Annotated in this window: 9 protein-coding genes; 7 read left to right on the forward strand and 2 right to left on the reverse strand. The window is 67.8% G+C overall.

Annotated elements, in window-relative coordinates; all coding sequences use genetic code 11:
• The first annotated feature begins 31 nt into the window (after window positions 1-31).
• The 3 genes from PJ250_RS14580 to PJ250_RS14590 all read left to right on the forward strand — a co-directional run bounded on the left by PJ250_RS14580 (window position 32) and on the right by PJ250_RS14590 (window position 6,968).
• Window positions 32-3,265 (forward strand): efflux RND transporter permease subunit, encoded by a 3,234-nt coding sequence (locus tag PJ250_RS14580; RefSeq protein ID WP_271645294.1) that lies wholly within the window; start codon window positions 32-34, stop codon window positions 3,263-3,265.
• 36 nt (window positions 3,266-3,301) lie between these two features.
• Window positions 3,302-6,439, forward strand: a complete 3,138-nt coding sequence (locus tag PJ250_RS14585; RefSeq protein ID WP_271645295.1) for an efflux RND transporter permease subunit — start codon at window positions 3,302-3,304, stop codon at window positions 6,437-6,439.
• A gap of 184 nt (window positions 6,440-6,623) precedes the next feature.
• Complete coding sequence (locus PJ250_RS14590) at window positions 6,624-6,968, forward strand: hypothetical protein (protein WP_271645296.1); 345 nt, start codon at window positions 6,624-6,626, stop codon at window positions 6,966-6,968.
• A gap of 173 nt (window positions 6,969-7,141) precedes the next feature.
• Here PJ250_RS14590 and asd read toward each other — a convergent pair whose 3' ends face one another.
• Together asd and PJ250_RS14600 are read right to left on the reverse strand one after the other, a co-directional pair.
• Entirely contained in the window at window positions 7,142-7,984 is an 843-nt protein-coding gene (gene asd, locus PJ250_RS14595; protein WP_271645297.1) for an archaetidylserine decarboxylase, read from the reverse strand.
• A complete protein-coding gene (locus PJ250_RS14600; protein WP_271645298.1) occupies window positions 7,981-8,637 on the reverse strand; it encodes an SCO family protein in 657 nt (218 codons plus the stop codon). Before PJ250_RS14600 ends, asd begins: the two co-directional genes overlap by 4 nt.
• An 81-nt stretch (window positions 8,638-8,718) precedes the next feature.
• Here PJ250_RS14600 and prmB point away from each other — a divergent pair, with 81 nt between their 5' ends.
• The 4 genes from prmB (at window position 8,719) to PJ250_RS14620 (ending at window position 13,030) form a co-directional block, all read left to right on the forward strand.
• A complete protein-coding gene (prmB, locus tag PJ250_RS14605; RefSeq protein ID WP_271645299.1) occupies window positions 8,719-9,645 on the forward strand; it encodes a 50S ribosomal protein L3 N(5)-glutamine methyltransferase in 927 nt (308 codons plus the stop codon).
• 106 nt (window positions 9,646-9,751) lie between these two features.
• Window positions 9,752-10,855: a chorismate synthase gene (gene aroC, locus PJ250_RS14610; protein WP_271645300.1), complete on the forward strand. Its 1,104-nt coding sequence runs from the start codon at window positions 9,752-9,754 to the stop codon at window positions 10,853-10,855.
• Window positions 10,848-11,900 (forward strand): 2-hydroxyacid dehydrogenase, encoded by a 1,053-nt coding sequence (locus tag PJ250_RS14615; RefSeq protein ID WP_271645301.1) that lies wholly within the window; start codon window positions 10,848-10,850, stop codon window positions 11,898-11,900. The genes aroC and PJ250_RS14615 overlap by 8 nt, the downstream gene beginning before the upstream one ends.
• Window positions 11,901-12,004: 104 nt before the next feature.
• On the forward strand, window positions 12,005-13,030 hold the full coding sequence (locus PJ250_RS14620) for an aspartate-semialdehyde dehydrogenase (RefSeq protein WP_271645302.1): 1,026 nt from the start codon (window positions 12,005-12,007) through the stop codon (window positions 13,028-13,030).
• Window positions 13,031-13,090: the final 60 nt, after the last annotated feature.

The raw sequence follows: 13,090 nt of genomic DNA on the forward strand, positions 1-13,090 counted from the left end.
CGCCACGACGATCTGACAGGACGGACTTCCCTTGGGCTTCTCCAGCATCTTCATCCGCCGCCCCATCGCCACCACGCTGCTGATGATCGGCGTGATGCTGCTTGGCATCCTGGGTTATCGCAGCCTGCCGGTCTCGGCCCTTCCGGAGATCGACTCGCCCAGCCTGGTGGTGAACACGCAGTACCCGGGCGCGAGCGCGTCGACGATGGCCTCGCTGGTGACCACGCCGCTGGAGCGCCAGCTGGGGCAGATCTCCGGGCTGGAGATGATGACCTCCGACTCGTCGGCTGGTCTGTCCACCATCGTGCTGCAGTTCTCGATGGACCGCGACATCGACGTGGCCTCGCAGGACGTGCAGTCGGCCATCCGCCAGGCCACGCTGCCCAGCGGGCTGCCGTACCAGCCCACCTACAACCGGGTGAACCCGGCCGACGCGGCCATCGTCACCCTCAAACTGACCTCCGACACGCTGCCGCTGCGCGAGGTCAACCGCTACGCCGATTCCATCCTGGCCCAGCGCCTGTCCCAGGTCCCGGGCGTGGGCCTGGTGTCCATTGCCGGCAACGTGCGCCCGGCCGTGCGCATCCAGGTCAACCCGGCCATGCTGGCCAACATGGGCATGACCCTGGAGAACCTGCGCAGCGCGCTGACCCAGGCCAACGTCAATGCGCCCAAGGGCTCGCTCAACGGAGCCACCCAGTCCTACAGCATCGGCACCAACGACCAGATCGAGGACGCCGCCGGCTACGCCTCGACCATCATCCGCTACCAGAACGGGGCGCCGGTGCGGCTGGGGGACGTGGCCAAGGTGGTCAACGGGGTCGAGAACGACCAGCTCTCGGCCTGGGCCGATGGCAAGCAGGCGGTGCTGCTGGAGATCCGTCGCCAGCCCGGCGCCAACATCGTCCAGACCGTGGCGGCCATCCGCGCCATGCTGCCGCAGCTGCGCACGGTGCTGCCGGCCGAGGTCAAGCTGGACGTGTTCTCCGATCGCACCGAGACCATCCGCGCCTCGGTGCACGAGGTCCAGTTCACCCTGATCCTGACCATCGGCCTGGTGGTGGCGGTGATCTTCGTGTTCCTGCGCCGGCTGTGGGCCACGGTGATCCCGTCGATCGCCGTGCCGCTGTCGCTGGTGGGCACCTTCGGGGTGATGGCCTTCGCCGGGATGTCGCTGGACAACCTGTCGCTGATGGCGCTGGTGGTGGCTACGGGTTTTGTGGTGGACGACGCGATCGTGATGATCGAGAACATCGTGCGCTACATCGAGCAGGGCAAGTCGGGGCCGGAAGCGGCCGAGGAGGGCGCGCGCCAGATCGGCTTCACCGTGCTGTCGCTGACCATCTCACTGGTCGCGGTGTTCCTGCCGCTGCTGCTGATGCCGGGGGTGACCGGGCGACTGTTCCACGAGTTCGCCTGGGTGCTGTCCATCGCGGTGGTCATCTCGATGCTGGTGTCGCTGACGCTCACGCCGATGATGTGCGCCTATCTGCTCAAGCCAGACCAGCTGCCCGAGGGCGACGACGCGCATGAGCGCACCGCCGCGGCCGGCAAGCAGAACCTGTGGTCGCGCACCGTGGGCCTGTACGAGCGCACCCTGGACTGGGTCCTGGCGCGGCAGAAGCTGACCTTGATCGTGGCTCTGGCCACGGTGGCCCTGACCGTGGCGCTGTACATCCTGATTCCCAAGGGCCTGCTGCCCGAGCAGGACACCGGCCTGATCACCGGCGTGGTCCAGGCCGACCAGACCGTGGCTTTCGAGCAGATGCAGTCGCGCACACAAGAGGTGGCGGCTGCGCTGCGCAAGGATCCGGCGGTGACCGGCGTGGCGGCGTTCGTCGGCGCCGGCAGCATGAATCCCACGCTCAACCAGGGCCAGATCAGCATCGTGCTCAAGGAGCGCGGGGACCGTGACGGCCTGGACGAGGTGCTCACCCGCCTGCAGAAATCCGTTGCCCACATCCCGGGCATCGCGCTGTACCTCAAGCCGGTGCAGGACGTGACCCTGGATACGCGTGTGGCGGCGACCGAGTATCAGTTCTCGCTCTCGGACGTGGATACCAACGAACTGCAGACCCAGGCCGAGCGGCTGACCGCCGCGCTGCGCAAGCGTCCGGAGTTGTCGGACGTGGGCAACAACGCGGCCAACGCCGGACGTGCGCTGATGATCGACGTCAACCGCGACACCGCCAGCGCGCTGGGTGTGCCGATGCAGAGCATCGACGACACGCTCTACGACGCCTACGGCCAGCGCCAGATCTCCACGATCTTCACCGCGCTCAACCAGTACCGCGTGGTGCTGGAGGTGGCACCCGAGTTCCGCACCCAGGACGCGCTGATGAACAAGCTGGCCATCGCCAGCAACGGCAGCGGCGCGCTGACCGGCACCAATGCGACCACGCTGGGCCAGGTGACCTCGTCCAACTCCTCCACGGCCACCGGTATCGGCAATGCCAACACCGGCATCACCGTGGGCAGCGGCGGGGCGATTCCGCTCTCGGCGCTGGCCACCGCCCGGGTCGGCACCACGCCGCTGGTGATCAGCCACCAGCAACAGCTGCCGGCGGTGACCATCTCCTTCAACGTCACCCAGGGCTACTCGCTGTCCCAGGCCGTGGCGGCCATCAACCAAGTGCGTGAGCAACTCGACCTGCCTGAGACGGTGCGCACCGAGTTCATCGGCAAGGCGGCCGAGTATTCCTCCAGCCAGTCCGACGTGGTGTGGCTGCTGATCGCCGCGGTGGTGGTGATCTACATCGTGCTGGGCGTGCTGTACGAGAGCTACATCCACCCGTTCACCATCATTTCGACCTTGCCGCCAGCCGGCGTGGGCGCGCTGCTGGCGCTGATGCTGTGCGGCTTCAGCCTCTCGGTGGACGGCATCGTCGGCATCGTGCTGCTGATCGGCATCGTCAAGAAGAACGCGATCATGATGATCGACTTCGCCATCGATGCCCGGCGCGAGGGGCTCAGCGCGCACGATGCGATCCGCCGCGCCTGCCTGCTGCGCTTCCGGCCGATCATGATGACCACCGCCGCCGCGCTGCTGGGCGCATTGCCGCTGGCGCTGGGCGACGGCATCGGCTCGGAGCTGCGCAAGCCGCTGGGCGTGTCGATCGTGGGCGGCCTGCTGCTCTCGCAACTGGTGACGCTGTACACCACGCCGGTGATCTATCTCTACATGGAACGCTTCTCCCAACGCGTGCAGCACTGGCGCGATGCCCGTGCGGCGCGGCGCGCCTCCCCGGCCCAGGAGCTCGGCTGACGGGCGCCTGGGCGTCCTGTGCCGTCTGACCCCGCCATGACCCGTCGCGTCAGCCTCTCGACTCTTTTCATCCGTCGCCCCATCGGCATCTCGCTGCTGGCGGCCGGCCTGTTCGTCATCGGGCTGATGTGCTACCTGCGCCTGGGCGTGGCGGCGCTGCCGACGCTGGAGATCCCCTTCATCTTCGTCCAGGCCAGCCAGTCCGGCGCCGATGCCAGCACCATGGCCTCGACCGTGACCGCGCCGCTGGAACGGCGCCTGGGGCAGGTGCCCGGCGTGGACTCGATGCGCTCCAACAGCTCCGAGGGACGTTCCCTGGTCTTCCTGAGCTTCAACTCCAGCCGCAATGTGGACTCGGCCGCGCAGGACGTGGCCGCCGCGCTCAGCGCGGCCAGCGCGGACCTGCCTTCGGGCATGGGCACGCCGGGCTTTCAGAAAGCCAATCCCAACGACGACCCGCTGATCGCCATGGCGCTGACCTCCGACACCCAGTCGGCGGCCGACCTGTACAACCTGGCCGATTCACTGCTGGCCCAGCGGCTGCGTCAGGTCAGCGGCGTGTCCTCGGTGGATATCGCCGGTGCCTCCACGCCCGCGGTGCGCGTGGACGTCAACCTGCGCGCGCTCAACGCCATGGGGCTGTCGCCGGACGATCTGCGCAACGCCATGCGCGCGGCCAACGTGCTCTCGCCGACCGGCTTCCTGTCCGACGGCAAGTCGACCATGGCGATCATGGTCAACGACTCGGTACGCAAGGCGGCCGACTTCGCCAACCTGGGCATCTCCAGCCAGAATGGCGTGATCGTGCGGCTCAAGGACGTGGCCAAGGTCTACGACGGGCAGCAGGACGCCTACCAGGCAGCCTGGTTCAACAAGAAGCCCGCGGTGGTGATGTACGTCTACATCCGCAGCGGCGCCAACGTGGTGGCCACCGTCGACCGGATCCGCGCGCAGGTGCCGATGCTGCGCGAGTACCTGCCGCAGGGCACCACCCTGACCCCGTATTACGACCGCACCCCGACCATCCGTGCCTCGCTGCACGAGGTGGAGATCACCTTGCTGATCAGCCTAGCGATGGTGGTGCTGGTGATGGCGCTGTTCCTGCGCCGGCTGGCGCCCACGCTCATCGCCACGGTGACCGTGCCCCTGTCGCTGGCCGGCTCGGCGGTGGTGATGTACGCGCTGGGCTACACACTCAACAACCTGAGCCTGCTGGCCCTGGTGATCGCGATCGGCTTCGTGGTGGATGATGCGATCGTGGTCATCGAGAACATCATGCGCCACCTGGACGAGGGCATGTCGCGGATGGAGGCGGCCATCGCCGGTTCGCGCGAGATCGGCTTCACCATCGTCTCGATCACTGCCTCGCTGATCGCGGTGTTCATCCCGGTGCTGTTCGCCTCGGGAATGATCGGTGCGTTCTTCCGCGAGTTCACCGTGACCCTGGTCGCGGCCATCGCGGTGTCGGCGATCATCTCGCTGACCCTCACACCGACGCTGTGCAGCCGCTTCCTGCAGCCGCATGCGGCCGAAGCGTCAGAATCGCGCATTGGCCGCGTGATCGAGGCCGGGCACCGCGGCATGCTGCGCGTATATACCGCCTGCCTGGATTTCAGCCTGCGCCATGCCCTGCTGCTGTCGCTGACCCCGCTGATCCTGATCGGCCTGACCATCTTCCTGTTCGGCAAGGTCAAGTCCGGCAGCTTCCCGCCGCAGGACACCGGCCTGATCTGGGGCCGGGCGCAGTCCAGTGCGACGGTGTCCTTCGAGGACATGCGCGCGCGCCAGGAGCGCATCACCGACATGCTGCTGGCCGACCCGGCGGTGAAGATCGTCGGCGTGCGCCTGGGCAGTGGTCGCCAGGGCTCCAGCGCGCAGTTCAACATCGAGCTCAAGCGCCATGACGAGGGCCGCAAGGCCACCACCGCCGAGGTCCTGGCGCGGCTCAGCGCCAAGGCCGATCGCTACCCGGACCTGGAACTGCGCCTGCGTGCGGTGCAGGACCTGCCCAGCGATGGCGGCGGCGGCGATCAGGGCGCGCAGTATCAGGTCTCGCTGCAGGGCAACGACCTGGCCGAACTGCAGACCTGGCTGCCCAAGGTCGTGGCCCAGTTGAAGAAGAACCCCAAGTTCCGCGACGTCGGCAGCGATGTGGAAGAAGGCGGCCTGCGCCAGAACATCGTCATCGACCGTGAGAAAGCCGCGCGGCTGGGCATTTCGATCGGTGCCATCGACGGGGCGCTCTACGGCGCCTTCGGCCAGCGCTCGGTCTCCACGATCTATTCCGAGCTCAACCAGTACTCGGTGGTGGTCAACGCGTTGCCCAACCAGACCGCCACGCCCGCCCAGCTCGAGACGGTGATGCTCAAGAGCCGCAGCGGCGAGATGGTGCCGCTGAGTGCGGTGGCCCATCAGGTCGACGGGCTGGCGCCCTCGCAGGTGCGTCACCTCAACCAGTACACGACGATGGATCTGAGCTACAACCTGGCGCCTGGCGTGAGCACGGGCGAAGCCAGCGCGATCATCAAGTCGGTCGTGGATGGCATGCGCATGCCGGGCGATATCAAGATCAGCGAAGGCGGCGGCTGGCAGCGCGACCTGAGCCCCAATTCGATGGGCTTGCTGGTGCTGGCGGCGATCCTGACCGTCTACATCGTGCTGGGCATGCTCTACGAGAACCTGGTCCACCCGGTGACCATCCTGTCCACGCTGCCGGCCGCAGGCGTGGGCGCATTGCTGGCCCTGGTGGTGACCAACACCGAGCTGTCGGTGATCTCGATGATCGCGCTGGTGCTGCTGATCGGCATCGTCAAGAAGAACGCGATCATGATGATCGACTTCGCCCTGGTGGCCCAGCGCGAGCACGGGCTGACCCCGCTGCAGGCCGCGCGCGAGGCCTCGATCGTGCGTTTCCGCCCGATCATGATGACCACCATGGTGGCGTTGCTGGCCGCCGTGCCGATCGCCGTGGGCCTGGGCGAGGGCTCGGAGCTGCGCCGTCCCCTGGGCATCGCGATGATCGGGGGCCTGCTGTTCTCGCAGAGCCTGACCCTGCTGAGCACGCCGGCGCTGTACGTGATCTTCTCCTGCCTGCAGCAGCACTGGCGCAACTGGCGTGCCCGCCGTCGCGAGAAGAAGGCCGCGCGCCGCCGCGCGCGCCTGGCGCGGGCCTGAGTCGCACAGCTGTTCCATCGTCTGCATGTCCAAAGCGGGCAGCGATGCGTGTAACCGCTTTCGTGGAACGGCGGCGCGATTCAGGGCCTGACGCGCCGACAAACGGCATCCGGCTTCAAGAATCTGCAATGCAGGGCGGGCACAATTCCGCAACAGGGGTCGCTTGATACGTCAGGACCAGGCCATGAACGCATGTATCAGCACGCGGCTACCGCGCGTCTTCATCGACATCGAGGCCGAGCAGGATTACTGGCAGGACTGGTATCACAACCTGCCGGGCGCGGCGGCTACGCGCGGCTTCGCCTTCTATTGGCCGGTGATCGGCGCGGTCTACGACATCTACATCAACCATCCTGGCTGGGATTCGGATCGGGCCCAGGCGCGCTATGCGCTGTCCGCGGCGGTCCAGGCCCAGTGCCTGAGCGAGCGCGAGGCCAGCGAGGTGTTCTCGCAGGTCTGGGGCCGGATCAGCGGCGAGCGCCTGGGCCGCGCGGCGCTGGATCGCATGGCGCAGCCATACGCGGCGTAGCGACGCCCGCGGCGAACCCAATGTCCACGACCACGCTGCCGCCCGCGACCAAACCGTAGAGCGGAGCTTGCTCCGCTGGGGCTTTCTGACAACCTGTCCGGAGCGCAGCGGAGCAAGCTCCGCTCTACGGCGGGCCTTCGATTCGACGTGAGTGCAGCGGAGCAAGCTCCGCGCTACATCAACCGTGCCAGGGCCTGGCCCAGGCGTACCGGGGACTCGGCACCCAGGCCCGGGGCCAGTTCGGCCACGCCCGGTGGCAGCAGCACGATCACCGTCGAGCCATAGTTGAAGCGGGCCATCTCGCCAAAGCGTTCCAGCACGATGCCCTGGCCGCGATAGTCCTTGCGGGTGATCCTGGTCGCGTACTCGGGAATCTCCACGCCACTCCAGACCGTCTCCACGCCGGAGACCAGCATCGCGCCGACCATCACGCAGGCCATGGGGCCGAAATCGGTGTCGAAGTGGCACACCAGCCGCTCGTTGCGGGCGAACAGTCCCTGCACGTTGGCCACCGCATCGGTGCCCACGCTGAACAGCCGCCCGGGCACGTGCACCGTTTCGCGCAAGGTGCCGGTCCAGGGCATGTGCACGCGGTGATAGTCGCGGGGCGACAGGTACACCGTGGCGTACACGCCATGCTCGAAAGGCGCCGCATCGGCCTCGCTGCCCAGCAGCGCAGCGGCGGTGAAGTGCTTGCCCTTGGCCTGGAAAATGCGGCCCGACTCGATCGGCCCGCACTGGCTGATATGACCGTCGGCCGGCATCAGCAGGCTGCGGCGGTCCGGGTCGGGCATGCGCGCGCCGGGCTTCAGCGCCCGGGTGAAGAACGCATTGAACGTGGGATAGGCGGTCGGATCGGGTTGGGCGGCCTCGGCCAGGTTCACGTTGAACTTGGCCACCACCGTATCGATGATCTTCTGCTTGATCGCCGGGTTGTCCGAGTACGCCAATTTTCGCGCCAGCGAGGACAGGACCCGATGCGGCAAGGCGTAGGTGAGGGTGGTGACCAGGCTCACTTGGGCATGGCCTCGGTCAGCTTGAGCATGTCCGCGCCGATGGCGGCCGGGTCGAAGGGCGGCTGGATCAAGCCTGCCATGCGCCCCTGCGGGTCGAGCACGACGATCTGGGCGGAGTGGTCCATCGAATAATCCTGCGGGTTCTGTTTGAAATGCTCGCCCGGGACCTTGACGAAGACCAGGCTCAGCGACTTGGCGAACGCTTCCAGTGCCGGAACATCGGCCGTGGCGGCCAGCGTGTCGGGATGAAACGCATGCGCATATTCGCCCACCTTGGTCGGCGTGTCGCGCTCGGGGTCGATCGAGACAAACAACAGCCTCGGGCGGATGCTGTCGGGCAGGGCGGCCCACTGCTTCTGCGCCTGGGCCAGCTGCGCCAGGGTGGTCGGGCACACGTCCGGGCAGAAGGTGAAGCCCAAAAACACCAGGGTCCAGTGGCCGCGTAGCTCGCCCTGGGTGAGCTGGGTGCCGTCGGCCTGGCGCAGGGAGAATTCCGGCAGGACGCGCGGGCGGGGCAGCAGGGTGACCGCCTGGGTGGCCGGCCACCGGGCATCGCCGTCCTTGGACGGTGCGAGCAACTTGTTGGCCGCCAGCACGCCGAGAATGCCGGCCGCCACGATCAAAATCAGAACGCCGAAGCTGCGTTTACCCATTTTCCGTTTCCCGTGCAACGAAGGGCCATGATACCGGGCCGTCCCTCTATAATCGGCGGCCGCCTTCATCCGTTGTTGTCCATGACTGCCAGCGCAGCCGACGCCCTGCATACCATCATCGACCTGATCCGCTACGGCGCCAGCCGCTTCAACGCGGCCGGGTTGACCTTCGGGCACAGCCACGACAACGCGCTGGACGAGGCCACCGCCCTGGTCCTGCACACGCTGCACCTGCCGCCGGACCTCGGTCCCGCCTATGGCCAGGCGCGTCTGCTGCCGGAAGAGAAGCAGGCCGTCCTGGCGCTGATCGAGCGCCGCGTGGTCGAGCGTGTGCCGGTGGCCTACCTGAGCGGCGAGGCCTGGTTCGCCGGCCTGAGCTTCAAGTCCGACACGCGTGCGCTGGTGCCGCGTTCGCCCATCGCCGAACTGATCGTCTCCGGCTTCGAGCCGTGGCTGGGCGGGCGCGACGTGCATCGCGCGCTGGACCTGTGCACCGGGTCTGGCTGCATCGCCATTGCGATGGGGCATTACAACCCGGACTGGCAGGTGGATGGCGCTGACATCAGTGACGACGCCCTGGCCCTGGCCGCGGAAAACAAGCAGCGCCTGCTGGCCGACAACGTCGAGCTGGTGAAGTCCGACCTGTTCGCCGGGCTGTCCGGGCGCCACTACGATCTGATCGTCACCAATCCGCCCTACGTCACCAACGACGAGACCGATGCGCTGCCGCGCGAATACGCCTACGAGCCCGAGCTGGGCCTGCGCGCCGGCGACGATGGCCTGGATCTGGTGCTGAAGATCCTGCGTGATGCGCCGATCCACCTGTCCGAGGACGGCTTGCTGATCTGCGAGGTCGGTGAGTCCGAGCAGCATCTGATCCGACTGTTGCCGGAAGTGGACTTCGCCTGGATCGAGTTCAAGGTCGGGCAGATGGGCATCTTCGCGGTCGAATGCCGCGAACTGATCGCGCACAGCGCACGGATCACCGAATTGGCGGCGCAGCGATGAAGAACAACATCGCCGCCGTCGCCGTAGCGCCGAACATGCTCGGCTGGGCCGGTATTCAAAGCCAGAAGCAGCCGAGCAAGCTCGGCGCTACGGGCGGTCCGGCGCGATGAGTTCCAACAGCTTCGGCAAGCTGCTGACCGTCACCACTTTCGGCGAATCGCATGGGCCGGCGATTGGCTGCGTGGTCGATGGCTGCCCGCCGGGGCTGGAACTCAGCGCCGAGGAATTCGCGCACGACCTGCAGCGCCGTGCCACCGGCAAGAGCCGCCATACCTCTGCCCGGCGCGAGGCAGACGAGGTCGAGATCCTTTCCGGCGTCTATGAAGGCCGCACCACCGGCACGCCGATCGGCCTGCTGATCCGCAACACCGACCAGCGCAGCAAGGACTACGCGAACATCGCCGCGCAGTTCCGCCCGGGCCATGCCGACTACAGCTACTGGCAGAAGTACGGCATCCGCGACCCGCGCGGCGGCGGGCGCAGCTCCGCGCGCGAGACCACCATGCGCGTGGCCGCCGGGGTGATCGCCAAGAAGTGGCTGGCCCAGCGCTACGGTGTGACCGTGCGCGGCTTCCTGTCGCAGTTGGGCGAGATCAGGCCGGCCGGTTTCGACTGGAGCGCAGTGGAGGACAACCCGTTCTTCTGGCCGCATGCGCCACAGGTCGAGGACCTGGAAACCTACATGGACGCACTGCGCAAGTCCGGCGATTCGGTCGGCGCGCGCGTGGACGTGGTGGCCGACGGCGTGCCGCCGGGCTGGGGCGAGCCGATCTACGGCAAGCTCGACGGCGAGCTGGCCGCGGCCCTGATGAGCATCAACGCGGTCAAGGGCGTGGAGATCGGCGACGGCTTCGCCAGTGCGGCGCAGAAGGGCACCGAGCATCGTGACCTGATGACGCCGCATGGCTTCGCGTCCAACCATGCCGGCGGCATCCTCGGCGGCATTTCCACCGGCCAGCAGGTCGTCGCCTCGATCGTGCTCAAGCCCACCTCCAGCCTGCGCCTGCCGGGCGCCACGGTGGACGTGGACGGCAACGTGGTGGACGTCATCACCACCGGCCGCCATGACCCCTGCGTGGGCATCCGCGCCACGCCCATCGCCGAAGCGATGATGGCGCTGGTGCTGATGGACCAGGCGCTGCGCCATCGCGCGCAATGCGGCGACGTCGGTGAGGTGTCACCACGCGTCCCCGGACGGATCGATGGCTGAATCGCGGCCCCGCGTCTGGGTGAGCCAGCCGCTGTTCGACGACATCGTCGACCAGCTGCGGGCGCATTGCGACGTGGAGACCACCCAGGCCGTCACCCGCTACACCTCGACGGACCTGGCCGAAAAGCTGGCCTCGCTGGAGGGGGCGCTGGTCACGCTCAACGAGCGCATCGGCGCGGCGGAGATCGCCCGCGCACCGCGACTGCGCGCGGTCGCCAATGTCGGCGTCGGCTACAACAACCTGGACACCGCGGCGTTGGGCGCGGCCGGCATCGCGGCGACCAATACGCCCGACGTGCTGACCGAGACCACGGCCGACCTCGGCTTCGCCCTGCTGATGGCCACGGCCCGCCGCATCACCGAGGCCGAAGCCTTTCTGCGCGCCGGGCAGTGGAACACTTGGTCGTTCACCAACCTGCTGGGTGCCGATTTGCACGGCAGCACGCTGGGCATCCTGGGGCTGGGTCGCATCGGCCAGGCCATCGCGCGCCGCGCCCGCGGCTTTGGCATGCGTGTGCTGTACCACAACCGCTCGCCGCTGGACGCCAAGGTCGAAGCCGAACTCGGCGCGTCCTACGTGTCCTTCGACGACCTGCTGAGCGGTAGCGATCACCTGGTGCTGGTCGTGCCCTACACGCCGGCCGCGCATCACCTCATCGATGCCGGCGCGCTGGCGAAGATGAAGCCGACCGCCACGCTGGTGAACATCGCCCGCGGCGGCCTGGTCGACGAAGTGGCGCTGGCCGACGCCCTGGCCAACGGCCGCCTGGCCGGCGCCGGGCTGGATGTGTTCGAAGGCGAGCCCACGGTGCGCCCAGAGCTGCTGGCGCTCAAGAACGTCGTGCTGACCCCGCATATCGGCAGCGCCAGCCTGGCCACCCGTCGGGCCATGGTGCAACTGGCCGTGGACAACTTGCTGGCCGCGCTGGGGTTCGGCCCGGATGCCGGCCGCCCGCCGTGCCTGGTCAACGCCGATGCGCTCGACGCCGCCAATGCCGGCGGCGCGACTGCGGGCGACACCAAAACCACCACGATCAAACGATAGGGAACCTGCCGCGTACGCAACGCCGGTGAGGTTCCCCGAACCCAAGGCTCCAGGTCCGTCGCGTCCCGTTTCCCCCGATCAAACCTTTCCAAGAAGACACCCTCATGAGCAACGCAACCCGCACCTTCACCGTCGCCGTCGTGGGCGCCACCGGCGCCGTCGGCGAGACCATGCTGTCCATCCTGGCCGAGCGCGACTTCCCGGTCGGCAAGCTGATCGCCCTGGCCTCGGCGCGTTCGGCCGGCGGCACGGTCGATTTCAAGGGCCAGAAGGTCGACGTGCTCGACCTGGCCACCTTCGACCCGACCGGCGTGGACATCGCACTCTTCTCCGCCGGTGGCGGGGTGTCCAAGGAATACGCGCCCAAGTTTGCCGCCGCCGGTGCGGTGGTCATCGACAACTCCTCGACCTTCCGCTACGACGACGACGTGCCGCTGGTGGTGTCCGAGGTCAATCCGCATGCGGCCAAGCACCGCCCGCGCGGCATCATCGCCAATCCCAACTGCTCGACCATGCAGCTGATGCCGGTGCTGGCCCCGATCCACCGCGAATACGGCATCACCCGCGTCAACGTGGCCACCTACCAGTCGGTGTCCGGCGCCGGGCGCTCGGGCATGGAAGAGCTGGGCAAGCAGACCGCGCAGCTGCTGGCCTTCCAGGAGATCGAGCCGCAGAAGTTCCAGGCCCAGATCGCCTTCAACCTGATCCCGCACATCGACGACTTCCAGCCCAACGGCTACACCAAGGAAGAGATGAAGCTGGTCTGGGAGACCCAGAAGATCCTGGAGGACAAGAGCATCCTGGTGAACCCGACCGCCGTGCGCGTGCCGGTGTTCTACGGGCACTCCGAGGCGGTCAACGTCGAGACCAGGAAGAAGCTCACTCCGGAGGCGGCGCGCGCCCTGCTGGCCGCCGCGCCGGGCGTGGAAGTGGTCGACGAGCACAAGGCGGGCGGCTATCCGACCCCGGTGACCCATGCCTCGGGCCAGGACCCGGTCTTCGTCGGCCGCATCCGCGAGGACTTCTCGCACCCCAGCGCGATCAACCTGTGGGTGGTGGCCGACAACATCCGCAAGGGCGCCGCGCTCAACGCGGTGCAGCTGGCCGAACTGGTCGCCGCAGGCGGCTGAAAGACCCGCCACGGCCGTGCCGATCGCCACGCGCGGTGGTCGCGCCGGTCGTGGCCGGGC

It is taken from the genome of Pseudoxanthomonas sp. JBR18 (assembly GCF_028198165.1).
Classification (GTDB): Bacteria; Pseudomonadota; Gammaproteobacteria; order Xanthomonadales; family Xanthomonadaceae; genus Pseudoxanthomonas_A.

Coding starts and splice junctions, on each gene's coding strand:
- PJ250_RS14585 (WP_271645295.1), top strand. CDS start 3,302: ATGACCCGTCGCGTCAGCCTCTCGACTCTTTTCATCCGTCGCCCCATC.
- PJ250_RS14590 (WP_271645296.1), top strand. CDS start 6,624: ATGAACGCATGTATCAGCACGCGGCTACCGCGCGTCTTCATCGACATC.
- PJ250_RS14600 (WP_271645298.1), bottom strand. CDS start 8,637: ATGGGTAAACGCAGCTTCGGCGTTCTGATTTTGATCGTGGCGGCCGGC.
- prmB (WP_271645299.1), top strand. CDS start 8,719: ATGACTGCCAGCGCAGCCGACGCCCTGCATACCATCATCGACCTGATC.
- aroC (WP_271645300.1), top strand. CDS start 9,752: ATGAGTTCCAACAGCTTCGGCAAGCTGCTGACCGTCACCACTTTCGGC.
- PJ250_RS14615 (WP_271645301.1), top strand. CDS start 10,848: ATGGCTGAATCGCGGCCCCGCGTCTGGGTGAGCCAGCCGCTGTTCGAC.
- PJ250_RS14620 (WP_271645302.1), top strand. CDS start 12,005: ATGAGCAACGCAACCCGCACCTTCACCGTCGCCGTCGTGGGCGCCACC.